This is a genomic window from Micromonospora sp. NPDC048830 (assembly GCF_043198215.1).
Taxonomy (GTDB): domain Bacteria; phylum Actinomycetota; class Actinomycetes; order Mycobacteriales; family Micromonosporaceae; genus Micromonospora.
Map to the genome: position 1 here is coordinate 169782 of NZ_JBICUP010000002.1, position 21562 is coordinate 191343.

The window sequence follows — 21562 nt, forward strand, 5'->3', positions numbered from 1 at the left end:
ATTCTTCAATGTCCGACATTCTCGTGTCCGAGCAGTCCGCGACGGGCGCCGACGGATCCGGTCGTCCCTCGGGGCGCCTCCTCGAGGTCGAGGACCTGCGGGTGGAGTTCCGCACCCGGGACGGCGTCGCCAAGGTCATCAACGGTGTCACGTACCACGTCGACGCGGGGGAAACCCTCGCCGTGCTCGGCGAGTCCGGCTCCGGCAAGAGCGTCACAGCGCAGACCATCATGGGCATCCTCGACACGCCGCCCGGCTTCGTCACCGGGGGCCAGGTCCGCTTCCACGGCAAGGACATGCTCAAGATGTCCGCCGAGGAGCGCCGCCGCATCCGCGGCGAGGGCATCGCGATGATCTTCCAGGACGCGCTCTCCGCGTTGAATCCGGTCTTCACCGTCGGGTTCCAGATCGCCGAGCAGTTCCGTGTCCGCCGGGGCATGAGCCGCGCGGACGCCAAGAAGCGCGCGATCGAGATGCTCGACCAGGTCAAGATCCCGAACGCGAAGGGCCGGTACAGCAACTACCCGCACCAGTTCTCCGGCGGCATGCGGCAGCGCGCGATGATCGCGATGTCGCTGGCGCTCGACCCGGAGGTGCTGATCGCGGACGAGCCGACCACCGCGCTCGACGTGACCGTGCAGGCCCAGATCATGGACCTGCTGGCCGAGCTCCAGCGCGAGCGGCGGATGGGCCTGATCCTGATCACCCACGACCTCGGCGTGGTCGCCGACGTCGCGGACCGGATCGCGGTGATGTACGCCGGCCGGATCGTCGAGGAAGCCAACGTGTACGACCTGTACGCCAAGCCGGCGCACCCGTACACCCTCGGCCTGCTCGACTCGATTCCGCGGATGGACGAGAAGGGGCAGCAGCTCCGCACCATCAAGGGCCTGCCGCCGAACCTGATGAACATCCCGCCGGGCTGCCCGTTCAACCCGCGCTGCCCCATGGCGCAGCCGGTCTGCCGGGAGAAGCTGCCGCCGCTGCTGCAGATCGGCAGCGGCCGGGCCAGCGCCTGCCACTTCGCCGAGGAGCTGGTGAACCGTGACTGAGAACATCCTCGAGGTCCGTGACCTGGTCAAGCACTACCCCGTCACGCGCGGGATCGTGTTCAAGAAGACCATCGGTCACGTCAAGGCCGTCGACGGGGTCTCGTTCGAGCTGAAGTCCGGCGAGACGCTCGGCGTGGTGGGCGAGTCCGGCTGCGGCAAGTCGACGCTGGCCCGGGTCCTGATGAACCTGGAGCGGCCGACCGCCGGCAGCGTGCACTACAAGGGGCAGGACATCTCCAGGCTGTCCGGCGGCGCGCTGCGCCGGCTGCGCCGCCAGATCCAGCTGGTGATGCAGGACCCGTACACGTCGCTGAACCCGCGGATGACGGTCGGCGACCTGATCGGTGAGCCGTTCGAGATCCACCCCGAGGTCGCCCCGAAGGGCAGCCGGCGGGGCAAGGTCAAGGAGCTGCTCGACCTGGTCGGGTTGAACCCGGAGCACATCAACCGGTACCCGCACCAGTTCTCCGGCGGCCAGCGGCAGCGCATCGGCATCGCCCGGGCGCTGGCCCTGCGCCCGGAGATCATCGTCTGCGACGAGCCGGTGTCCGCTCTGGACGTGTCGATCCAGGCCCAGGTCATGAACCTGCTGGAGAAGCTCCAGGCGGAGTTCGGCCTGTCGTACATCTTCATCGCGCACGACCTGTCGGTGGTCCGCCACCTGTCGGAGCGGGTCGCGGTCATGTACCTCGGCAAGATCGTCGAGATCGGCACCGAGGACGAGATCTACGAGCGGCCGACCCACCCGTACACGCAGGCGCTGCTGTCGGCGGTGCCGGTGCCGGACCCGACGCTGCGGGAGAACAAGGCGATCATCCGGCTCACCGGTGACGTCCCGTCCCCGGTCAGCCCGCCCTCGGGCTGCCGGTTCCGCACCCGGTGCTGGAAGGCGCAGGACGTCTGCGCCGAGCAGGTCCCACTGCTGGAGATCCGCTCCGGCTCGGACCACCCGAGCGCCTGCCACTTCGCGGAGAAGCGCGAGATCGTCGCCACCCACGAGGCGTGAGCCTCGCGGGCTGACCGGCCCCGACCGCCTGCCGGCGTCCACGCGGATGCCGGCAGGCGGTTCCGCGTCTCCGGACCCCTGAGGCCGGGGCACGTCACGGCGGTGGCGGCGGGCCGGTGCGCCGGGCCGTCCATGGCGGCCCCACAGCGGGCCGGTGGGCCGGTCTACAGCGGGCCGGTGGGCCGGTCTGCAGCGGCCCCGTAGGCGCCGGTCTACAGCGGGCCGCGGCCGGCGCGGAGCAGCAACAGGGCGAGCTGGGTGCCGTCGGTGCCCAGCTCCTGACGGAACCGCTCCAGGATCTCGCGCTCCCGGGAGAGCACCAGCCGGGTGCCGCCGGAGGCCATCCGGGTCGCCCCGACCTCCCGGGAGAGGCTCGCCCGCTCGTGCCACAGCTCGATGAGGGTACGGTCGATCTCGTCGATGCGTTCGCGGATGGCGACGATCCGGGCTGCGGCGGCCGTGTCCTCGGTGCCCGTCCCGGTCGCCCCGGCCGGCGCATCGGGTCGCTCGCCGCCCTGACGGGACTTTGCGTTGCCGTTCTGCTCCACCACGTCTGTCATCATCGCCGTACCCCTCGGGTGTCGGGCCCGGTGCCCGGATCCCGGAACGGAAAAGCCCCGGGCTCCAGGAACCCGGGGCTTTCGTAGGTCTGATCTGATCAGGCGCGACCCACGGCTGCCGGACTCCCGGTGCCGTAGTAAAAGTAGTAGCGCTGACCGAACACGCCGTCGAGTATGCCCAGCCCGGCTCCGGGTTCGCAAGGATTCCCGCCATTCGGTCCGCCGGCCGTCCAGCGGCCCTGACAAGGGCCCCCGCGCCCAAGGGGTGTCTCGTCGTAACCCATCACACCCAGCCGGGTTACCCGACGCTCTCTCAGCGTCGCTGAATGGGAGCGGCATACTGGGCTCGAAGGGGCGGCCGGGCGACGCCGTCTCGTGCTCGGCTGACTAGCTAGTCCGCGTCACGCTGGGTCAGCATATTGCGGTGCTGCTGGCGCGGTCGTTCCAGCCGTACGGGCGGAAGTCACTGATCTGCGTGTTCGGCGGGAACACCAAGTAGTTGCCACCCTTATACGCGTGCTCGTAAAGGCACCACCTGTAACCCGTTTTGTTCACGGCAGAGCTGGCTCTGTCGTTGAAGTTTGCGTAAGAGAAGTTGTTCAACTGGCTTGGGCTGCTCCACCAGGGGGTGAAATAGGCTCCCCCGAAATAGATGTTGTCAAAGATGCAGAACTGGCCCGACGGGCAGTCCGACCAAGCGGCGCTTGCCGGAGACGGGCTGACGAGAGGGGCAAGCAGACCCGCTAGACCGACGGTAAGCGCGGTAGCTAGGAACGTACGCATCCGCTTCATGTGGTTCCACCCTTCATGTTCGGTGATGTACTGGGACCTTGCTGTGGATCAGTTGCGCCTGACGCGCGCGTAACATCTCGACAGTGGAACGGGTGCATCCGGTGCTGGGTTCACGGAACCTCGCAGAAACTCATCCGTGCGCGGTCGGGAAGTGTCCGGCCGGAGGCATAGACTCGCCGTGCGATGCAGCCTCTCTTCGACATCCCCGCGTCCCCGCCCGCGCCCGAGCCCGCGTCGGCCCCGCCGCGCCGGCCCGGCCCGGTCGTCCACCGTGACCCGCAGCAGCTGCTGGAGGGCCTGAACGGCCCCCAGCGCGACGCCGTCACCCACGGCGGCTCGCCGCTGCTGATCGTGGCCGGCGCCGGCTCCGGCAAGACCAGGGTGCTCACCCACCGGATCGCGTACCTGCTCGCCGCCCGGGACGTGCATCCCGGCGAGATCATCGCGATCACCTTCACCAACAAGGCCGCGGGCGAGATGAAGGACCGGGTGACGCAGCTCGTCGGCCCGCGCGCCCGGCTCATGTGGGTGTCGACGTTCCACTCCGCCTGCGTGCGCATCCTGCGGGCCGAGCACGAGCACGCCGGCCTGAAGTCGACCTTCTCGATCTACGACGCCGACGACTCCCGTCGGCTGATGCAACTTGTCGCCCGTGAGCTGGATCTCGACCCGAAGCGCTACCCGGCGCGCGGGCTCGCGGCCCAGGTCTCCAACCTGAAGAACGAGCTGGTCGATCCGGAAGAGTTCGCCGCCCGGGCCAAGGGCCCCAACGAGCGGGCGCTGGCCGAGGCGTACACGCTCTACCAGCGGCGGCTGCGCGAGGCGCACGCGCTGGACTTCGACGACCTGATCATGACGACGGTGCACCTGCTCCAGTCGCACCCGCACGTCGCGGAGAGCTACCGCCGCCGGTTCCGGCACGTCCTGGTCGACGAGTACCAGGACACCAACCACGCCCAGTACGTGCTGATCAAGGAGCTGGTCTCCGGCACCGAGGGCGTCGAGCCGGCCGAGCTGTGCGTGGTCGGCGACGCCGACCAGTCGATCTACGCGTTCCGGGGCGCGACCATCCGCAACATCCTGGAGTTCGAGCGGGACTTCACCGACGCCCGCACGATCCTGCTGGAGCAGAACTACCGCTCCACCCAGACCATCCTCAACGCCGCCAACGCGGTGATCGACCGGAACACCGGCCGGAAGCCGAAGCGGCTGTGGAGCGACGCCGGGGCCGGCGAGCAGATCGTCGGGTACGTCGCCGACACCGAGCACGCCGAGGCGGACTGGGTGGGACGGGAGGTCGACCGGCTGGTCGACGCCGGCGACGCCCGCCCCGGCGACGTCGCGGTCTTCTACCGCACCAACGCCCAGTCCCGCGTCTTCGAGGAGGTGTTCATCCGGGTCGGGCTGCCGTACAAGGTGGTCGGCGGGGTGCGCTTCTACGAGCGCAAGGAGGTCCGCGACGCGCTGGCGTACCTGCGGGCGGTGGTCAACGACGACGACACGGTGAGCCTGCGGCGCATCCTGAACACCCCCCGGCGCGGCATCGGCGACCGGGCGGAGGCATGCGTGGAGGCGCTGGCCAGCCGGGACCGCATCTCCTTCGGCGCCGCGCTGCGCCGGGCCAGGGAGGCCACGGGCATCTCCACCCGCGCGGCCAACGCCATCGCCGAGTTCGTCGTCCTGCTCGACGGCGCCCGGGAGGTGGCCGAGACGGGCACTCCGGAGGAGGTCCTGGAGGCGCTGCTGACCCGCTCGGGCTACCTGACCGAGCTGGAGGAGAGCCTGGATCCGCAGGACGCGGGCCGGGTGGACAACCTCCAGGAGTTGGTCAGCGTCGCCCGGGAGTACACCGAGCGGGTCGAGGCGCTGGGGGCCGAGGGGGAGCGGGCCACGCTGGCGGGCTTCCTGGAGCAGGTGGCGCTGGTCGCCGACGCCGACCAGATTCCCGCCGACGACCCCGACCACCAGGGCGTGGTCACCCTGATGACCCTGCACACCGCCAAGGGCCTGGAGTTCCCGGTGGTGTTCCTGACCGGGCTGGAGGACGGCGTCTTCCCGCACCTGCGCTCCCTCGGCGACACCCGCGAGTTGGAGGAGGAGCGCCGACTGGCGTACGTGGGCATCACCCGGGCCCGGCAGCGCCTCTACCTGTCCCGCGCGGTGACCCGATCGGCGTGGGGGCAGCCGGCCTACAACCCGCCGTCGCGCTTCCTGGAGGAACTGCCGCCGGAACTGGTCCGGTGGGAGCGCACCGAGGGGGCGTACACGTCGTGGGCCGGGGGCGGCGGCGGGGTCGGCGGCCGAGCGGGCGGCGCGGACCGCGGGGGCGGTGGCTTCACCGGCGGCACGCCCCGGGCCGCCCAGCTGGCCAAGCGGCTCGGCGTGGACGGCAGCCGGCTGACGACGGCGAGCGAGTTGCCGCAGGCGCCGAAGGTGGCGGCCGGGGACCGGGTCAACCACCAGCGGTACGGCCTGGGCCGGGTGCTCGCCGTCGAGGGGCACGGCCCCGGCGCGCGTGTCCAGATCGACTTCGGGGACCAGACGATGTGGCTGGTGCTGCGGCACGCGCCCATCGAGAAGCTTTAGGAACGCGGCGGTGCCCCGGACCCACCGGCCCGGGGCACCGTCAGGAGCACTCGACGCGCCGGTCCAGGTCAGGGCCGGGAGAGTTAGTGCGGCGGCGGGCGCTCCACCAGCGCTCGCCCGCACCGACCAGCAGGAAGATCACCACGACGTAGGCCCAACCGATCAGGACATCGATGATGTAGTGCTCGCCCGCGTAGACCAGCGTGAAGGTCATGGCCAGCGGGTAGGCCAACAGGAGCGGCCAGAAGCGCCGCCGCGTCGTCGGCAGGAAGAACAGCACCACGAACAGCGCGAACGCGGTGTGCAGCGACGGGATGGCGGCGATGGGGTTGGCGGCGTACTGACCCAGGTTGACCAGATTGCCGGCACCGTGCATGCCGAACGCGTGCCATCCCCGGGTGGAGATGCGGGCCACCTCTTCGGTGAGGTAGCCGTACTCCGCCGCCCACCACGGCGGAGCGGCGGGGTAGATGAAGTACGTCGCCAGGCCGGCCGCGCTGAGCGCGAACCATCTCCGCATGAACTTCGCCCAACGGGGCCTGGACCGCAACCACAGGTACACGGCCGCACCGAGCGATGCCACGAAGTGGGAGAAGTAGACCCAGCTGGCGAGCACGTCGTACCAGCGGATCGAATCCGGGTCGTAGAGGTGGCTCTGCAACCACACGGTGGGCACCTGGCCGCCGGTGGCCCAGCCCCACATGGCCAGGTCGGCGTCGATGAGCTCCTGTACGTGCGGAACCGTGCCGTTGTCGGCGAAGCCCCGGGAGAAGTTGTACACGGCCAGCAGGACCACCACGGGCACCCAGTCGCGGGCGAAGGCGAGATGCCGCCGCCAGGGCAGGTGGCTGCGCCAGGCGATGGTCAACGCCCACAGCCAGAAGAACGCGTAGAGCGGATCGGTCGGTAGCCCGATCAGGAACCAGCCGGCGCCGAAGGCCGCCGTCCAGATCCCCACCGCCCGCATCCGGCGCCTGCGCAGCTCCGGCCTCTCGACATCCGGCGCGGCGGGCGACGCCTCTGTGAGCCTCGTGGTCATGGGGCCCAAGGTTATCTGGCCGTGGCGGTGGGCCGCGTCGAAGGACTCGCCCGCCGACGCCTCCCCGCCCGCGCACCGCAGCCGCCTGACGTCGGATCAGACCGGGCCGGCGTCCATCGACAGCGCGCCGGCGGACGGTCTCGCCGCCGGCTCCTGATCCGCCCTCTTCCTCCGCAGCGCGGCGAACGGCACCAGGCACGCCACGGCCACGGCGAGCAGCAGCCGGGCGTTTCCGGTGAGGGCCGTGGTCGGCAGCGCCGCCCCGAGCGATGTCACGGGTAGGACCATGACTGCCGCCACCAGCGCGAACCAGGCGATGGTGCCGCGCCGCCCCCCGACCGCGACGCCGATCGTCCCCGCCAGGGCGGTACGCCAGGTGTCCGGCAGCTCCAAGCGGAGCAGGGCCCCGTTGAGGGACTGGTTGCCACCGGTGGCGATGTTGCCGACGCGGTCCACGTTCCAGATCTCGGTGAACCAGAACCGGACCGATTCCCCCGGCAGGACAAGCCAGGCGATACCCGTGCAGGCGCCGAACGCCGCCACGGCGTTGATCGCCGTCCGCCGCTGGCCGGAAACCCACCAGTACACCACGAAGATCATGGGGGTGAGCTTGATCGCCGCCGCGATGCCGGTGAGTGCGCCGCGGTACCGGGTGGGCAGGATGCCGAGGCAGTCGACCAGCACCAGGGCGACCAGTACCACGCTGATCTGCCCGAAGCGGAGGTTGCTCGACACCGGCGCGGAGCCGAACAGCAGCAGCGCCACGACCGGTACGCGCAGCGCGGGATCGACCCGGCGGAGCCCGTCCGCCCGCCTGACGATCACCGCCAGCCCGATCACCACGCCGATCGTCGCCGCCGTCCGGAGCACCCGCAGTGGCGCCTCGGCTATCAGGCCAGGGGCGTGAACAGCAGGCCGGCAAAAGGCGGGTACGTGAAGGGGGCATCGTTCCCCGCCGCGAAGTCGTAGAGACTGCCCCCGTCCAGGAGCACCCGCACGGAGCCCCAGTAGACATGGAGGTCGGCCAGGCGGTCCCGGACCGGACGGTTCAGCGCTCCCGCCACCTGCAGGGCCACGACGAGTGCGACCGCAAACCAGAGACCGGTGCGGGCCAACCAGAGCGTCCGCCTACCCTGCGGCTGCATTCTTTCCTCCCCGCGAGCCAACTCGAGGGGGCAGCCCGCATGCCCGTCAACAGTAAGGTGCTGGCATGGACTCCATGACCAGGCCCGGTCGGCTTGCGCGCCTCGTCGTCACCGTTCTGACCGCCGGCCTGCTCGTGGCCGGCACTGTCGCGGGAAGTGACGACGACTTCCCGTTCGGTCCCTTCAAAATGTACGCCTACGCGGACAGTCCGGACGAGCCGGTGTCCGAGGCACTCGTTCTGGCGGCCACCGACACGGGTAGGCGCATCATCTTGACCGAGAACGACACCGGGGTGCGGCGAGCCGAGGTGGAGGGCCAGGTGGGGCGGTTCACCGCGGATCCCACGGAGCTGCGGATAATCGCGGACGCCTATCGGCGGCGGCATCCGGACGTCCGGCTCGCCACGGTGTCCGTGATCATCCGCCGGCATGAGCTGTCCGATGGGCGCCCCACTGGATCCTTCCGGGACGAGGTAGTCGCTGAGTGGCAGGTGCCCCGATGAGGCGGGTGACCGAGTGGCTGATGCCCCCGGTGCCGCTCGGCCGCGTGGCGGCCCTCCGCACGTGTGTCTACCTGTTCGTCATCGCCGACATCACGATCTTCACCGGTTGGGTTCGCAACCGCACCGCCGTGCCACCGGAGCTGTACGAGCCACTGCGTATCGGTCGGATCCTGCCGCTGCCGGCTCCCACCGCCGCGGTGGTCACCACCGTGTTCTGGGTGCTCCTGGTGTCAGCGCTCGTCGCCGCCACCGGTCGCGCGCCCCGACTGCTGGGGTGGACCGTCGCCGCCCTGTACCTGGAGTGGCTGGTGATCGTCTTCAGCTACGGCAAAGTCGACCACGACCGGTTCGCCCTCCTTGTCGCGCTCCTGACCCTGCCGACCGTCGGGCGCGCCCGACATGGCGACTCGACGAGAAGCGTTCGCGGTGGGTGGTCCCTGCGGGTGACCCAACTCGCCGTTGTCGCCACGTACTTCCTCGCCGCGTGGGCGAAGCTCCGTTACGGAGGTATCGGGTGGCTCACGGGAGCCACACTCACCCGGGCCGTCGTCCGCCGGGGCGCGGAATGGACGGAACTGCTGACCGACGTGCCCGGCCTGCTCATCGCCGCGCAGTTCGGCATCGTGGCATTCGAACTGGCCAGTCCGTTGGTCTTCGTCCTGCGCAAGCGTGCCCGTTACGTCGCGATCTCCGGCTTCTATCTGTTTCACCTCGTGACGTTCGCGGCCATCTCGATTTCTTTCCTTCCGCACCAGGTGGCGATGTTGAGCTTCCTGCCGATCGAACGCGTCCGACCAGTGCGGTGGCTACGTCGCCGAGTCGCCGGCGGCCGGGTCCGCTCGGGGCAGCGCGATGCCGCACCGGAACCAGATCCGGCGCCCTCCCCGCTGGGCTCGTGACGCCTGCCCGGAGCGCGGTGCGAAGGGGCTGGGAAGGATCTGCAGAGGCTCAGCAGGCCACGTCGATGCCCCGGGCGCGCAGGAACGGCGCGGGGTCGATCTGGTTCCACATCTGGCCCTTGTGCACCTCGAAGTGCAGGTGCGGGCCCGTGGCGTCGCCGGTGGCGCCCTCGTAGCCGAGGACCTGGCCGGCCTTCACCCGCTGCCCCACGCTGACGGCGGTGCGGCTCTGGTGGGCGTAGTGGGTGAGGTAGCCGTTGCCGTGGTCGACGAAGACCGAGATGCCGTACCCGTCGCCGACGTCGCCGGCCTTGACCACGGTGCCCGCGGCGGCGGCGTGGATCGGGGTGCCGGCGGGCATCGCGAAGTCGATGCCGGCGTGCAGGGTGCCCCAGCGTTGGCCGTAGCAGGACGTGATCTGGGCGCCCTTCATGGGGATGACCCAGGCGGGAGTGGGCTTGCTGGTCGTCCTCGGCTTCGCCGTGGCGGTGGGCGTGGAGTTGAGCGTCCTGGTCGGGCTCGGGCTGGCGGTCGACGGGCTCGGGGACGAGGTGGCCGGGCCGGCCGAGGGGGTGACCGGGCTGGCGGAGTCCCGTGTGGAGCGGTCAGCGCGGGCGGCTTCCTCGGCGCGGGCCTGGGCGTCGACCGCGACGGCGGCGGTCGGCTCGTCGCTACCGCCGGCGGCGGTGACGACGGACACCCCGGCCAGGCCGAGCCCGACCAGGGCCACCCCGCCGACCACGAGGGCACGGCCGCCGCGGCGGCGGCGGTCCAGGCGGTGCCGGCCCGGGGCGGCCGTGGTGCTTCCGCTGTGGATGTCGTCTTCCTGCACGGGCGGGCCTTCACGTCTCGGGGTGGGGCGGACCTCGAAATACTGGTGTCCGCGCCGGTCCGGCCGGGTACGGGGGCGGGGTGCGGGCGGCGGCCGGGGGAACGCCCGCGCCCGTTGTGTGCCCCGCCTCGCCGATCTGTCCCGATAATTGATCATGCGGCCCGTGTCGCCCGTCACACTTGTCTGTGTGGCGCAGTAGACATTCGACCGGTGACGTCGACGAAAAACCGCCCGGATCGGCCGATCCGGGCGGTCAACGGGCGATACGCAGCGTCAGGACGCGGCTACCTCGGTGTAGAAAGCCTCGACCTGCATCTTGATGTCCACTCCGCGCTCCTGCAGCCACGGCACCGGGTCCTTCGGCTCGCCCTTGACATGGATCTCCAGGTGCAGGTGCGAGCCGTACGCGTGGCCGGTGGCGCCCACCAGGCCGAGCTGGTCGCCGGCCTTGACCTGCTGGCCCTCCTGCACGGTGAGGGCGGAGGAGTGGCCGTAGATGGCCTCGCTGCCGTCGGCGTGCTTGACGATCACCGTGTAGCCGTAGCCGCCGAACCAGCCGGCCTTGGTGACCGTGCCGTCGTGGATCGCGACGTACGGGGTGCCCTCCGGCGCGACCAGGTCCACGCCGGTGTGCAGCTTGCCCCAGCGCATGCCGTACGCGGAGTCGAAGTCGTAGCCCTGCAGGGGCAGCAGCCAGACGTCCTGCTCGGTGGAGGCCTTGGTCTCCGACCGGTCGGCGCGGGAGGCGCGGTCGGCGGAGTCGGCGCGTAGGGTCGCGTCCTGGCTGGCGACGGAGGCCTGCCTGAGATCGTCGAGGACCGCCGGGTCGACGCTCTTGGCGTCCGGCAGGGCGGCCGCGCCGAGCGCGACCATGCCAGCACCGACGAACGCGGTGGTGACGACGGCGGCGTAGCGGCTCCGCGGGGGCGTGGGCACGCGGCGGCGACCGCGATATCTATCGGGCTCAGACGACAGGCGCTGGCGCACGCACACCCTCCGTTGTCGGGGTTCCGATACGACCCGCTGGCGTCCGTGAAGCGATGGTGAACCTCGGCTGGCCGCGTCGTCACCCGTCCGTGGATCTGATGACAACCGTGGACACCGTAGCCAACGGCCACGCTGGTCACAAGCCAGACGGCCGAATTGGCGTGTCGATCTGTCCGTTTGCATCCCGTATTGTCAGATCTAGTCGCTTTGGCGGATGGCACCCCTGCGGAGCGCTTTCGTCGCGTAGCGTGACGGCGGACACGTTCGGCCCGGCCGCCGCGCCCCGGGGCCTCCGAGTGGCGCCGCCCGGATTCCCCGCCGGCGGCCGGTCGGGTTACCGTTCGTTCAGGTGACAGTCGTAGCGCCGGGAAGGGTGTCCGCTGATGAGCTCTCGTATCCGGGTCGTCGTGGCGAAGCCGGGCCTCGACGGCCACGACCGCGGGGCCAAGGTGGTCGCGCGCGCCCTGCGCGACGCCGGCATGGAGGTCATCTACACCGGCCTGCACCAGACTCCGGAGCAGATCGTGGAGACGGCGATCCAGGAGGACGCCGACGCGGTCGGGCTCTCGGTGCTCTCCGGGGCGCACATGACGCTGTTCCGTCGGGTGATCGAGTTGCTCGGCGAGCGGGACGCCCGGGACATCGTCGTCTTCGGCGGAGGGATCATCCCGGACGCCGACATTCCCGAGTTGGAGCAGCTCGGCGTCGCCAAGATCTTCACCCCGGGCGCGACCACGCAGTCGATCGTGGAGTGGGTCCGGGCGAACGTGGCCCAGCCGGTCGGCTGACCCGGGCCGGCGCCCTCGGGCGACGAACGGGCCGGCCCTCCCCCCGGAGAACGGGGGGAGGGGCCGGACGCACCCCTCACACGTCCGGCCCCTCTATGCACGATGCCCCGCCGCCACCCCTCGACCGACAGGGCATCGGCCGTCTCCCGTCATCGCGCTGACCAGCGCTCCGACATCTGACTCAACGACGCCCCCACGGCGGGGTTACGCGCCCGGCCAACATCGTCCGGAGATTTTCGCCGGGCCGCCGGCCGCGACCGGTGGGACCGTCCGGGCTGGTACGCGTGCCCGGGGGCGCTGTGGAGTAGGGCACACCGCGCACCCGCTCGGTTGCCGGTCGTGCCGGCCTCGCTAGGCTGCGGCAATGGCCTGTGTCAGCTGATGACAGGCGTCAAACTGTTTTCACAACGCTGGTGGCGGCGCGACGGCGCGCCGCGGAGACAGGACGGGACGCGCAATCGTGGACCTGTACGAGTACCAGGGGCGGGACCTGTTCGAGCGGCACGGCTTGCCCGTGCTGGCCGGCGGCGTCGCCGACACCCCGGAGGAGGCGCGGGCGATCGCCGAGCGCCTCGGCGGCCGGGTGGTCGTCAAGGCGCAGGTGAAGGTCGGCGGCCGAGGCAAGGCGGGCGGCGTCAAGCTGGCCGAGGGCACGGACGAGACGGTGGCCCGGGCCACCGACATCCTGGGCATGGACATCAAGGGGCACACCGTCCACAAGGTCATGATCACCGTGACCGCGGACGTGGCCGAGGAATACTACTTCTCCTACCTGCTCGACCGGGCGAACCGTACCTTCCTCTGCATCGCCAGCGTCGCGGGTGGCATGGACATCGAGCAGGTCGCCGCCGAGACGCCGGAGAAGGTCGTCAAGGAGCCGATCGACGCGAACACCGGCGTGGACGAGGCCAAGGCGCGGGAGATCGTGACCGCCGCCGGCTTCCCGGCCGAGGTCGCCGACCAGGTCGTCGAGGTCGCCGTCGGGCTGTGGAAGGCGTTCGTCGCCGAGGACGCCACGCTGGTCGAGGTGAACCCGCTGGCCAAGACCGGGGACGGCAAGCTGCTGCTCCTCGACGCCAAGGTGAGCCTGGACGAGAACGCGGCGTTCCGGCACCCGGACCACGAGGCGCTGGTCGACCAGGCCGCCGTGGACCCGCTGGAGCAGGCCGCCAAGGAGAAGGACCTCAACTACGTCAAGCTCGACGGCGAGGTCGGGATCATCGGCAACGGCGCGGGCCTGGTCATGTCGACCCTCGACGTGGTCGCCTACGCGGGCGAGCGGCACGGCGGCGTCAAGCCGGCCAACTTCCTCGACATCGGCGGTGGCGCGAGCGCGGCCGTGATGGCGAACGGGCTGGAGATCGTCCTGTCCGACCCGGCCGTGAAGAGCGTCTTCGTCAACGTCTTCGGCGGCATCACCGCCTGCGACGAGGTCGCCAACGGCATCGTGCAGGCGTTGGCCCTGCTGGAGCAGCGGGGTGAGAAGGTCACCAAGCCGCTCGTGGTCCGCCTCGACGGCAACAACGCCGAGGCCGGTCGGGCGATCCTCGACGAGGCCGACAACCCGCTGGTGCAGCGGGTCGACACGATGGACGGCGCGGCCGAGCGGGCCGCCGAGCTGGCCGCTGCGGGGGTCTGAATCATGGCTATCTGGCTGACCAAGGACTCGAAGGTCATCGTGCAGGGGATGACCGGCTCCGAGGGTTCCAAGCACACCCGGCGGATGCTCGCCGCCGGCACCAACGTCGTCGGCGGCACCAACCCGCGCAAGGCGGGCCAGACCGTGGACTTCGACGGGACGGCGCTGCCGGTCTTCGCGACCGTCGCCGACGCCATGGCGGAGACCGGTGCCGACGTCACCGTCATCTTCGTGCCGCCGCAGTTCACCAAGGCGGCCGTGATCGAGGCGATCGACGCGGAGATCCCGCTGGCCGTGGTGATCACCGAGGGCGTCCCGGTGCACGACACCGCCGCCTTCTGGGCGTACAACGTGGCCAAGGGGGAGCGGACCCGGATCATCGGGCCGAACTGCCCCGGCATCGCCTCGCCGGGCGCGTCCAACGCCGGCATCATCCCGGCCGACATCACCGGCTCCGGCCGCATCGGCCTGGTCAGCAAGAGCGGCACGCTGACGTACCAGATGATGTACGAGCTGCGCGACATCGGCTTTTCGACCTGCGTCGGCATCGGCGGTGACCCGATCATCGGGACCACCCACATCGACGCCCTCGCCGCGTTCGAGGCCGACCCGGACACCGACGCCATCGTGATGATCGGCGAGATCGGCGGCGACGCCGAGGAGCGGGCCGCCGAGTTCATCAAGGCGAACGTGACCAAGCCGGTGGTCGGCTACATCGCCGGCTTCACCGCCCCGCCCGGCAAGACCATGGGCCACGCCGGCGCGATCATCTCCGGCTCGGCGGGCACCGCCGAGGCGAAGAAGGAGGCGCTGGAGGCGGTCGGCGTGAAGGTCGGCAAGACCCCGACCGAGACCGCCAAGCTGATGCGGGAGATCATGTCCGCCGGCTGACGCAGTTCCGAGGCGCCGAGGGGGTCGACCACAACGGTCGGCCCCCTCGCGTCGTCCGGTCAGCGGTAGAGCGGATGGTTGCCGCCGGCCCGTAGGATGACGCTGGCGATGATGTTGATCACGCCGAACGCGATGGCGAGGTAGCCGAGCACGGGGGACTTCCCGTACCGCTTGGCGTCCCGGATCGACAGGTAGCCGAAGATGATCCCCAGGACGCCGCAGCAGAGCAGGCCGAGGACGATGCCCAGCACACCCCACAGCGTGGTGCGGTCGCGGCCGGCGGCGGCCGGCGGTGGGGGCGGCGGATACGGAGCGTTCACGGCTTCCTCCGAGCGGTCCCTGGGAAAGGTCGCGTACTGGGCCGAGGCTATTCCGGATCGGGGCCGCTGGGCGCTGGATCACCGAACTCGCGGCGGGCCCGGGGTGTTATCGGACTGCCGGCATCCGCGCGGCATGCCAGAGTAGAGCCGATGTCCTCCGTCACCCCTGACCAGCCCCGCCGTCCGGACGCCGGGGTCGGCGCCGACGACCGGCCCGCGGCCCGCGTCCCGGGTCCCCGGGTGCCCGCGCCCCGGGCCGGCGAGGCGCCCCGGGGCCGCGCGCCGCTCGCGGTGGCCGCCGGGGTCGCCGCCGTCGGGGCCGCGCTCACGTCGTACCTGCCCGTCGCCCTGGTGCTCGGCCTCGCCCAGCTCAGCGAGGGTGCCGGCTCCGTCACCGGGGCGCTGCGCGCCGGGCTGGCCGGATGGCTGCTCGGCCACGGCGTGCCGCTGTCCACCGACGCCGGGCCGCTCGGCCTGGCCCCGCTGGCGCTGGCCGTGCTGGCCGTCTGGCGGCTGACCCGGGCCGGCGTGCACACGAGCCGGGCCATCGGCGCCCGGGGTCGGCGTTCCCCCCGCCAGGCGCTCACCGCGGCCGGCGCCGTCGGCGTCGGGTACGCGGTCCTCGGCACGCTCGCCGCGGTGCTGGTCAGCGGCGGCGGGCTCCGGGCGTCCCCGGTCCGCGCCGGGGTGACCTTCGCGGTGTTCGGCGCGCTCGCGGCCCTGGCCGGGGCGGTCCGCACCACCGGGGTGGCCGGCCTGCTCGCCGCCCGGGCGCCCGCCGTGGCGCGCGACGGCCTGCGCACCGGCCTGGTTGCGGGCCTGCTGCTGCTCGGGGCGGGGGCCGGAGCAGCCGGGCTGGCGGTGGCCACCGGCGGCGGGGACGCCGCGGACCTTATCGCGGCCTACCACACGGGGGTGGCCGGCCAGGCCGGAATCACCCTGGTCAGCCTCGCCTACGCGCCCAACGCCACGATCTGGTCGACCAGTTACCTGCTCGGGCCGGGCTTCGCCGTCGGCACGGACACCGCCGTACGCACCAGCGAGGTCTCCGTCGGCGCGCTGCCGGCCGTACCGCTGCTGGCCGGCCTGCCCGGCGGCCCGGTCGAGGGGTTCGGGGCCGCCCTGCTCGCGGTCCCGGCGCTGGCCGGCATGGCCGCCGGCTGGCTGCTCGCCCGCCGGCTGCTCCGGCTGGCCGCGGAGGACCGCGTCGAGGTGGCGTGGCCGGCGCTGCTCGGCCCGGCGGCGCTCGCCGGACCGGTCGCCGGGCTGCTGCTCGGGGCGCTCGCGGCGGCCTCCGGCGGCCCGCTCGGCGGCGGCCGGCTGGCCGAGATCGGCCCGGTCCCGTGGCAGGTGGCCGCGGTGGCGACCGCCGTGATCACCGTCGGTGCCCTGCTCGGGGCCGCCGCCCCCCGCGCCCTGGGGAAAAGGTAGGGCTCCCGCCTGACGTCTCCGGTGGGGCGGCTCTCACCTGCCCGCCTGTGGCCGGCGCTCCGCGCCGGCGGCGCGCTTCGCGGCGCAGCCGGGGCGCGGACGCGGGAAGGGGCGCCCCGGAGATCCGGAGCGCCCCTGCTGGCCGGGCCGGCCCGCCTCAGGTGGTGGGCAGGCTGACGTTCGCCACGATGCCCAGGATCAGCACCAGGATGCCGAGGCCCGCGCCCACGATGCCGCAGATGAAGCCCGTCTTGGCCTGGCTGTCGTTGTTGGCCAGGCCCTGGGCCGCCTTCTGCCGGCCGAGGTGGCCGGTGACGACCGCGGCGATGCCGACGGGGATGCCCAGGTACAGGCAGCACGCCAGCGGGATCGACGCGATGCCGAGGATCATCGACACCAGGCCCAGCGTGTTCTGCTGCCCCTGCGCCTGGGGGTAGCCGGCGCCCGGGTACGACGGGGCCGCGCCGTAGGGCTGCTGCTGGGCGTACGGGTCCTGCCCGTACGGCTGCCCGGAGGTGGGCTGTCCGTACGGCTGGCCCGACGTCGGCTGCCCGTACGGCTGCCCGGAGGTGGGCTGCTGGCCGTACGGCGCCTGCGGCTGCTGGCCGTACGGGTCGTGCCCGTACGGCTGGCCCGAGGTGGGCTGCTGACCGTACGGCGCCTGCGGCTGCTGGCCGTACGGGTCGTGGGGCTGCTGGCCGTACGGGTCGTGGGGCTGCTGGCCGTACGGATCGTGGGGCTGCTGGCCGTACGGGTCCTGACCGGGCTGCATTCGCTGGTGCTCCTTGGCTGAGGGTGCTGTCAGTAGCTGCTGGTGCTCGTGTCCGCACCCATGATCCCGGCCAGACCGCCCACCGCGCAGCACACGAGGACGATCACGAACCACACGATGCCGACGATGATGGCCCACTTGGACCACTTCTTCGACTCGGCGGCAGCCGCCTGCGCTCCGGCGTAGTCGCCCTGCTGCAGCAGCCCGTTGACCTTGGACGCGTTGATGATGGCGGGGATGGCCAGCGGCCAGAAGAGGAAGATGGCCACGATGGACATCGTCATGTTGTTATTGATCTGTTGCGGTTGGGGCGCCTGGTAACCGGGCTGCATCGCTGCCTACTCCTTTTTCATCGACACAACGCACATGTCGGATCACTGACGGGTGCGGGGCCGGGCGCGCGCCGGGCGTGCGGGGGGCCCCGAGCGACGGGAGCGTACAGGGTGCCGGCGACAACGGTGGTCACCGTTTTCCGTTGTCCGCATCCTGGTTGCCCCCGGGCGCGCGGGATCCGGGGCGGCCCGCAGCGGCGTCCGCGCCCCCCACGCGCCCGCGCGTCACCCCCTTCGACCTGCCCGATAGGGTTGTCGAGTGACCGCGCCCGTCGCCCGCATCGTCGTCCTCGTCTCCGGCTCCGGGAGCAACCTCCAGGCGTTGCTCGACGCCGCCGCCGATCCGGCGTACGGCGCGCGGGTGGTGGCCGTCGGCGCCGACCGGGACGGCATCGCCGGCCTGGACCGGGCGTCCGCCGTGGGGGTGCCGACGTTCGTCGAGCGGGTGAAGGACCACCCGACCCGGGCGGACTGGGACGTCGCGCTGACCGCGCGGGTCGCCGAGCACCGGCCCGACCTGGTCATCTCCGCCGGCTTCCTCAAGCTGGTCGGCCCGCACTTCCTCGCCGCGTTCGGCGACCGGTACCTCAACACGCACAACACCCTGCTGCCGGCGTTCCCCGGCATCCACGGCCCCCGCGACGCCCTCGCCTACGGCGTGAAGGTCACCGGGGCGACGCTGTTCTTCGTCGACGCCGGGATGGACACCGGTCCGATCGTGGCGCAGGTCGCCGTGCCCGTGCTGGACGACGACGACGAGGAGACGCTCACCGAGCGCATCAAGGAGGCCGAGCGGCGCCAGCTCGTCGAGCAGGTCGGTCGCCTGGTCCGCGAAGGTTGGACGATCACCGGAAGAAAGGTCACGGTCCCGTGAGTTCCACTCAGGACGAGCGCCGCCCGATCCGGCGGGCGCTGGTCAGCGTGTACGACAAGAGCGGCCTGGTCGAGCTCGCCCGGGCCCTGCACGGGGCCGGGGTGGAGATCGTCTCGACCGGCAGCACCGCGTCCACCATCGCCGCGGCGGGGGTGCCGGTGACCCCGGTCGAGTCGGTGACCGGCTTCCCCGAGATCCTCGACGGCCGGGTCAAGACCCTGCACCCGAAGATCCACGGCGGCCTCCTGGCCGACCTGCGCAAGGAGTCGCACGCCGCCCAGCTCGCCGAGCACGGCATCGCCGGGATCGACCTGCTGGTGTCCAACCTCTACCCGTTCCAGGCCACGGTCGCCTCCGGCGCCGACGTCGAGGAGTGCGTGGAGCAGATCGACATCGGCGGGCCGGCGATGGTCCGGGCCGCCGCCAAGAACCACGCCTCGGTCGCCGTGGTCACCGATCCGGCGGCGTACCCGGCCCTGCTGGCGGCGCTGGGCGAGGGCGGCTACACCCTGGCCGAGCGCCGGGCGCTGGCCGCCCGCGCGTTCGCCGCGATCGCCGAGTACGACCTGGCCGTGGCCGAGTGGTGCGCGGTCACCCTGGCCCCGGACGCCGAGGACTGGCCGCGGTTCGCCGGGCTGACGCTGCGCCGCGGGGCGGTGCTGCGCTACGGCGAGAACCCGCACCAGGCCGCCGCCCTCTACGCCGACCCGGCCAGCCCGGCGGGGCTGGCCCAGGCCGAGCAGTTGCACGGCAAGGAGATGTCCTACAACAACTACGTCGACGCGGACGCCGCGTGGCGCGCGGCGAACGACTTCGCCGACCAGCCGGCGGTGGCGATCATCAAGCACGCCAACCCGTGCGGGATCGCGGTCGGCGCCGACGTGGCCGAGGCGCACCGCAAGGCGCACGCGTGCGACCCCGTGTCGGCGTACGGCGGGGTGATCGCCGTGAACCGCCCGGTGAGCGTCGAGCTGGCCCGGCAGGTGGCCGACATCTTCACGGAGGTGCTGGTCGCCCCCGGCTACGAGGACGGCGCGGTCGAGATCCTGCGGGGCAAGAAGAACATCCGGCTCCTGCACGCCCCCGCGTTCGACCCGCTGCCGGCGGAGTGGCGGCAGGTCACGGGCGGGGTCCTGGTCCAGCTGCGCGACCGGGTGGACGCCGAGGGCGACGATCCGGCCGCCTGGCGGCTGGCCACCGGCGAGGCGGCCGACGAGGAGACGCTGCGCGACCTGGCCTTCGCCTGGCGGGCGGTGCGCGCGGTGAAGAGCAACGCGATCCTGCTGGCCCGGGACGCCGCGACCGTCGGGGTCGGCATGGGCCAGGTCAACCGCGTCGACTCCGCGCGGCTCGCGGTCACCCGCGCCGGTGCCGACCGGGCCCGGGGGGCGGTCGCCGCCTCGGACGCGTTCTTCCCGTTCGCCGACGGCCCGCGGATCCTCATCGAGGCCGGCATCCGCGCCATCGTCCAGCCCGGCGGCTCCATCCGGGACGAGGAGGTCGCCGCCGCCTGCAAGGAGGCCGGCGTGACGATGTACCTGACCGGAACCCGCCACTTCTTCCACTGAGCGACCGGGGAGCGCGTGGGTGTGCCGCCGGCGCCCGCACCGTCGCACCGCCTTGCCGGCAGCGGTCAGCCGGCGCGGAGGGTGAGGGCGGCCCGGGTGCCGTCGGTGCGCTCCGCCCGGATGGTCCAGCAGCCGGCCGTGGGGAAGGTCCACCGGCTGCCCCACTCGTCGCCCGGGCGCTGCCAGGTGCTGCCGCCCGTGTGCCCGGTGACGTCCGCGGGCTCCAGCCGGGCGCCGGCGGGCCCCGCGGCGGCCAGCGTCAGGTCGCCGTGGCCGGTGACCCGGAAGGCGATCTTCGTCAACCGGCCCGCGCGCAGCTCCGCGCCGTCGATGAAGAGCAGCGCCCAGAAGACGCCGGGCGTGCCCGCGACCTCGGCGAGGCCGGTGCCGTAGCGGTGGTCGGCCGGGCACGGCGGGGCGGAGACCTCCGTCGTACGGCCGCCGGTGCCGTCGCCGTCGGGCCGCTCCCCGGCGTCCGTACAGCTCGCGGCCGTCAGGGCCGCCGCCACCGCGATCATTGAGATGCCCCGATGCCGTCGCATCCCCCCATGGTGCCAGGGCCGCCATCGCGGCGACCGCCACGACCAGGGCCAGGCTGATCCAGAAGATCGGGTTGCGGCGCAGGTCGCGCCAGGCGTCGCTGGCTTGGCCGCCGGACGCGACGAAGAGCCGGGCCGATTGGGGAAAGTTTCTGCGAGGTTCCGTGAACCCAGCACCGGATGCGCCCGTTCCACTGCAGAGATGTTGCGCGCGTGTCAGGCGCAACTGATCCACAGTAGGGTCCCAGTACATCACCGAACGTGAAGGATGGAACCACGTGAAGCGGATGCGCACGCTGCTAGCTACCGCGCTTACCGTCGGTCTGGCGGGTATGCTTGCCCCTCTCGTCAGCCCGTCTCCGGCAAGCGCCGCTTCGTCGGACTGCCCGTCGGGCCAGTTCTGCATCTGGAACCCCATCAATTTCACCGGGTGGGACTACATCCGTCCCACGGGCCTCAGCTCGACCCAGAATTCCAACTTCAATTACGTAAACTTCAACGACGTGGCCAGCTCTGCCGTGAACAAATCGATTTACAGGTGGTGCCTTTACGAGCACGCGAATTACAGTGGCAACTACCTGGTGTTCCCGCCGAACACGCAGATCAGTGACTTCCGCGCGTACGGCTGGAACGACCGCGCCAGCAGCACCAAGGTGTGCTGACCTGGTCGCGACCGCCCGGAACTGCTTGAGCTTGTTGAACGCGCGTTCGGGGGCGTTGCGCTGCTTGTAGCGCTCCCGGCCGAAGGTCGGTGGCCGGCCGTCGCGAGATCCCTTCTTGCGGCGGTTGGCCGCCTGATCGGCCTTGATCCAGATCGTGGCCTTCATACCGCGGCGGCGCAGGTGAGCACGGATGGCCTTCGAGCTGTACGCCTTGTCAGCCAGGACATGCCCGGCGGCGTCCCGCGTCGCCCGTCCCGATGTCGACCGCTCGCCGGGTCCAGGGCGTTCTCGGACTCGGCGCCCGATCCCGATACATGGCCCGAATTACCCCCGCGACTAATGCCA

At 71.7% G+C, this 21562-nt stretch carries 23 protein-coding genes and 2 pseudogenes; 12 read left to right on the top strand and 13 right to left on the bottom strand.

Annotated features, from left to right (window positions below; all coding sequences use genetic code 11):
- Nucleotides 1-8: 8 nt before the first annotated feature.
- Together ACGFIZ_RS03150 and ACGFIZ_RS03155 are read left to right on the top strand one after the other, a co-directional pair.
- The gene (locus ACGFIZ_RS03150) at nt 9-1052 is read left to right on the top strand and encodes an ABC transporter ATP-binding protein (protein ID WP_393415255.1); all 1044 of its coding nucleotides are present in this window, start codon (nt 9-11) and stop codon (nt 1050-1052) included.
- Nucleotides 1045-2058 carry an ABC transporter ATP-binding protein gene (locus tag ACGFIZ_RS03155; protein ID WP_393415258.1) on the top strand — a complete coding sequence of 338 codons (1014 nt, stop codon included), beginning with the start codon at nt 1045-1047 and terminating at the stop codon, nt 2056-2058. Before ACGFIZ_RS03150 ends, ACGFIZ_RS03155 begins: the two co-directional genes overlap by 8 nt.
- 212 nt (nt 2059-2270) lie before the next feature.
- On the opposite strand, the gene ACGFIZ_RS03160 is transcribed toward ACGFIZ_RS03155, so the two are convergent.
- Together ACGFIZ_RS03160 and ACGFIZ_RS03165 are read right to left on the bottom strand one after the other, a co-directional pair.
- Complete coding sequence (locus tag ACGFIZ_RS03160; RefSeq protein WP_393415261.1) at nt 2271-2621, bottom strand: chorismate mutase; 351 nt, start codon at nt 2619-2621, stop codon at nt 2271-2273.
- A gap of 408 nt (nt 2622-3029) precedes the next feature.
- On the bottom strand, nt 3030-3410 hold the full coding sequence (locus tag ACGFIZ_RS03165; protein WP_393415264.1) for a peptidase inhibitor family I36 protein: 381 nt from the start codon (nt 3408-3410) through the stop codon (nt 3030-3032).
- A 183-nt stretch (nt 3411-3593) separates the two neighbouring features.
- On the opposite strand from ACGFIZ_RS03165, the gene pcrA reads away from it, so the two are divergent.
- A complete protein-coding gene (gene pcrA, locus ACGFIZ_RS03170) occupies nt 3594-5996 on the top strand; it encodes a DNA helicase PcrA (RefSeq protein ID WP_393415267.1) in 2403 nt (800 codons plus the stop codon).
- A gap of 40 nt (nt 5997-6036) precedes the next feature.
- On the opposite strand, the gene ACGFIZ_RS03175 is transcribed toward pcrA, so the two are convergent.
- The 3 genes from ACGFIZ_RS03175 to ACGFIZ_RS03185 form a co-directional block, all read right to left on the bottom strand.
- Complete coding sequence (locus tag ACGFIZ_RS03175; RefSeq protein ID WP_393415618.1) at nt 6037-6963, bottom strand: phosphatase PAP2 family protein; 927 nt, start codon at nt 6961-6963, stop codon at nt 6037-6039.
- Nucleotides 6964-7131: 168 nt separating this feature from the next.
- The gene (locus tag ACGFIZ_RS03180) at nt 7132-7905 is read right to left on the bottom strand and encodes a glycosyltransferase family 87 protein (RefSeq protein WP_393415270.1); all 774 of its coding nucleotides are present in this window, start codon (nt 7903-7905) and stop codon (nt 7132-7134) included.
- A 20-nt stretch (nt 7906-7925) separates the two neighbouring features.
- Nucleotides 7926-8180: a hypothetical protein gene (locus ACGFIZ_RS03185; RefSeq protein ID WP_393415273.1), complete on the bottom strand. Its 255-nt coding sequence runs from the start codon at nt 8178-8180 to the stop codon at nt 7926-7928.
- A gap of 65 nt (nt 8181-8245) precedes the next feature.
- Here ACGFIZ_RS03185 and ACGFIZ_RS03190 point away from each other — a divergent pair, with 65 nt between their 5' ends.
- Nucleotides 8246-8683 (top strand): hypothetical protein, encoded by a 438-nt coding sequence (locus ACGFIZ_RS03190; RefSeq protein ID WP_393415276.1) that lies wholly within the window; start codon nt 8246-8248, stop codon nt 8681-8683.
- Entirely contained in the window at nt 8680-9582 is a 903-nt protein-coding gene (locus ACGFIZ_RS03195) for an MFS transporter permease (RefSeq protein WP_393415279.1), read from the top strand. The genes ACGFIZ_RS03190 and ACGFIZ_RS03195 overlap by 4 nt, the downstream gene beginning before the upstream one ends.
- Before the next feature lie 49 nt (nt 9583-9631).
- Here the strand turns inward: ACGFIZ_RS03195 and ACGFIZ_RS03200 are convergent, their stop codons facing one another.
- Together ACGFIZ_RS03200 and ACGFIZ_RS03205 are read right to left on the bottom strand one after the other, a co-directional pair.
- Entirely contained in the window at nt 9632-10414 is a 783-nt protein-coding gene (locus tag ACGFIZ_RS03200) for a M23 family metallopeptidase (protein ID WP_393415282.1), read from the bottom strand.
- 273 nt (nt 10415-10687) lie between these two features.
- Nucleotides 10688-11401: a M23 family metallopeptidase gene (locus tag ACGFIZ_RS03205; protein ID WP_393415285.1), complete on the bottom strand. Its 714-nt coding sequence runs from the start codon at nt 11399-11401 to the stop codon at nt 10688-10690.
- A 383-nt stretch (nt 11402-11784) separates the two neighbouring features.
- Between ACGFIZ_RS03205 and ACGFIZ_RS03210 the strand changes: the two genes are divergently transcribed.
- The 3 genes from ACGFIZ_RS03210 (at nt 11785) to sucD (ending at nt 14719) form a co-directional block, all read left to right on the top strand.
- Nucleotides 11785-12189 carry a cobalamin B12-binding domain-containing protein gene (locus ACGFIZ_RS03210; RefSeq protein WP_145773587.1) on the top strand — a complete coding sequence of 135 codons (405 nt, stop codon included), beginning with the start codon at nt 11785-11787 and terminating at the stop codon, nt 12187-12189.
- Nucleotides 12190-12649: 460 nt separating this feature from the next.
- A complete protein-coding gene (gene sucC, locus ACGFIZ_RS03215; protein ID WP_393415288.1) occupies nt 12650-13828 on the top strand; it encodes an ADP-forming succinate--CoA ligase subunit beta in 1179 nt (392 codons plus the stop codon).
- 3 nt (nt 13829-13831) lie between these two features.
- The gene (gene sucD, locus ACGFIZ_RS03220) at nt 13832-14719 is read left to right on the top strand and encodes a succinate--CoA ligase subunit alpha (RefSeq protein WP_393415291.1); all 888 of its coding nucleotides are present in this window, start codon (nt 13832-13834) and stop codon (nt 14717-14719) included.
- 59 nt (nt 14720-14778) lie between these two features.
- Here the strand turns inward: sucD and ACGFIZ_RS03225 are convergent, their stop codons facing one another.
- A complete protein-coding gene (locus ACGFIZ_RS03225; protein ID WP_393415294.1) occupies nt 14779-15039 on the bottom strand; it encodes a DUF4190 domain-containing protein in 261 nt (86 codons plus the stop codon).
- A 150-nt stretch (nt 15040-15189) separates the two neighbouring features.
- On the opposite strand from ACGFIZ_RS03225, the gene ACGFIZ_RS03230 reads away from it, so the two are divergent.
- Nucleotides 15190-16470, top strand: a complete 1281-nt coding sequence (locus ACGFIZ_RS03230; protein WP_393415297.1) for a DUF6350 family protein — start codon at nt 15190-15192, stop codon at nt 16468-16470.
- Between the two features lie 157 nt (nt 16471-16627).
- Here ACGFIZ_RS03230 and ACGFIZ_RS03235 read toward each other — a convergent pair whose 3' ends face one another.
- Together ACGFIZ_RS03235 and ACGFIZ_RS03240 are read right to left on the bottom strand one after the other, a co-directional pair.
- A complete protein-coding gene (locus ACGFIZ_RS03235) occupies nt 16628-17242 on the bottom strand; it encodes a hypothetical protein (RefSeq protein WP_393415300.1) in 615 nt (204 codons plus the stop codon).
- 29 nt (nt 17243-17271) lie between these two features.
- The gene (locus tag ACGFIZ_RS03240; protein WP_393415303.1) at nt 17272-17526 is read right to left on the bottom strand and encodes a CD225/dispanin family protein; all 255 of its coding nucleotides are present in this window, start codon (nt 17524-17526) and stop codon (nt 17272-17274) included.
- A gap of 307 nt (nt 17527-17833) precedes the next feature.
- Here ACGFIZ_RS03240 and purN point away from each other — a divergent pair, with 307 nt between their 5' ends.
- Together purN and purH are read left to right on the top strand one after the other, a co-directional pair.
- Nucleotides 17834-18448 (top strand): phosphoribosylglycinamide formyltransferase, encoded by a 615-nt coding sequence (gene purN / locus ACGFIZ_RS03245; RefSeq protein ID WP_393415306.1) that lies wholly within the window; start codon nt 17834-17836, stop codon nt 18446-18448.
- On the top strand, nt 18445-20016 hold the full coding sequence (purH, locus tag ACGFIZ_RS03250) for a bifunctional phosphoribosylaminoimidazolecarboxamide formyltransferase/IMP cyclohydrolase (protein WP_393415309.1): 1572 nt from the start codon (nt 18445-18447) through the stop codon (nt 20014-20016). Before purN ends, purH begins: the two co-directional genes overlap by 4 nt.
- A 65-nt stretch (nt 20017-20081) precedes the next feature.
- Here the strand turns inward: purH and ACGFIZ_RS03255 are convergent, their stop codons facing one another.
- Complete coding sequence (locus ACGFIZ_RS03255) at nt 20082-20558, bottom strand: hypothetical protein (RefSeq protein WP_393415312.1); 477 nt, start codon at nt 20556-20558, stop codon at nt 20082-20084.
- A 9-nt stretch (nt 20559-20567) separates the two neighbouring features.
- Nucleotides 20568-20661: pseudogene (locus ACGFIZ_RS03260) on the bottom strand (hypothetical protein); the annotation flags it as partial.
- A gap of 181 nt (nt 20662-20842) precedes the next feature.
- Here ACGFIZ_RS03260 and ACGFIZ_RS03265 point away from each other — a divergent pair.
- The gene (locus ACGFIZ_RS03265; RefSeq protein WP_393415620.1) at nt 20843-21217 is read left to right on the top strand and encodes a peptidase inhibitor family I36 protein; all 375 of its coding nucleotides are present in this window, start codon (nt 20843-20845) and stop codon (nt 21215-21217) included.
- A 9-nt stretch (nt 21218-21226) separates the two neighbouring features.
- On the opposite strand, the pseudogene ACGFIZ_RS03270 reads toward ACGFIZ_RS03265, so the two are convergent.
- Nucleotides 21227-21529, bottom strand: a pseudogene (locus ACGFIZ_RS03270) (transposase); the annotation flags it as partial.
- Nucleotides 21530-21562: the final 33 nt, after the last annotated feature.

What these genes read in the sequence shown, in the direction of transcription:
- ACGFIZ_RS03150 (WP_393415255.1), top strand. Translation starts at nt 9, where the DNA reads ATGTCCGACATTCTCGTGTCCGAGCAGTCCGCGACGGGCGCCGACGGA.
- ACGFIZ_RS03160 (WP_393415261.1), bottom strand. Translation starts at nt 2,621, where the DNA reads ATGATGACAGACGTGGTGGAGCAGAACGGCAACGCAAAGTCCCGTCAG.
- ACGFIZ_RS03165 (WP_393415264.1), bottom strand. Translation starts at nt 3,410, where the DNA reads ATGAAGCGGATGCGTACGTTCCTAGCTACCGCGCTTACCGTCGGTCTA.
- pcrA (WP_393415267.1), top strand. Translation starts at nt 3,594, where the DNA reads ATGCAGCCTCTCTTCGACATCCCCGCGTCCCCGCCCGCGCCCGAGCCC.
- ACGFIZ_RS03175 (WP_393415618.1), bottom strand. Translation starts at nt 6,963, where the DNA reads ATGCGGGCGGTGGGGATCTGGACGGCGGCCTTCGGCGCCGGCTGGTTC.
- ACGFIZ_RS03185 (WP_393415273.1), bottom strand. Translation starts at nt 8,180, where the DNA reads ATGCAGCCGCAGGGTAGGCGGACGCTCTGGTTGGCCCGCACCGGTCTC.
- ACGFIZ_RS03190 (WP_393415276.1), top strand. Translation starts at nt 8,246, where the DNA reads ATGGACTCCATGACCAGGCCCGGTCGGCTTGCGCGCCTCGTCGTCACC.
- ACGFIZ_RS03195 (WP_393415279.1), top strand. Translation starts at nt 8,680, where the DNA reads ATGAGGCGGGTGACCGAGTGGCTGATGCCCCCGGTGCCGCTCGGCCGC.
- ACGFIZ_RS03210 (WP_145773587.1), top strand. Translation starts at nt 11,785, where the DNA reads ATGAGCTCTCGTATCCGGGTCGTCGTGGCGAAGCCGGGCCTCGACGGC.
- sucD (WP_393415291.1), top strand. Translation starts at nt 13,832, where the DNA reads ATGGCTATCTGGCTGACCAAGGACTCGAAGGTCATCGTGCAGGGGATG.
- ACGFIZ_RS03230 (WP_393415297.1), top strand. Translation starts at nt 15,190, where the DNA reads ATGTCCTCCGTCACCCCTGACCAGCCCCGCCGTCCGGACGCCGGGGTC.
- ACGFIZ_RS03235 (WP_393415300.1), bottom strand. Translation starts at nt 17,242, where the DNA reads ATGCAGCCCGGTCAGGACCCGTACGGCCAGCAGCCCCACGATCCGTAC.
- ACGFIZ_RS03240 (WP_393415303.1), bottom strand. Translation starts at nt 17,526, where the DNA reads ATGACGATGTCCATCGTGGCCATCTTCCTCTTCTGGCCGCTGGCCATC.
- ACGFIZ_RS03255 (WP_393415312.1), bottom strand. Translation starts at nt 20,558, where the DNA reads ATGCGACGGCATCGGGGCATCTCAATGATCGCGGTGGCGGCGGCCCTG.
- ACGFIZ_RS03265 (WP_393415620.1), top strand. Translation starts at nt 20,843, where the DNA reads ATGCGCACGCTGCTAGCTACCGCGCTTACCGTCGGTCTGGCGGGTATG.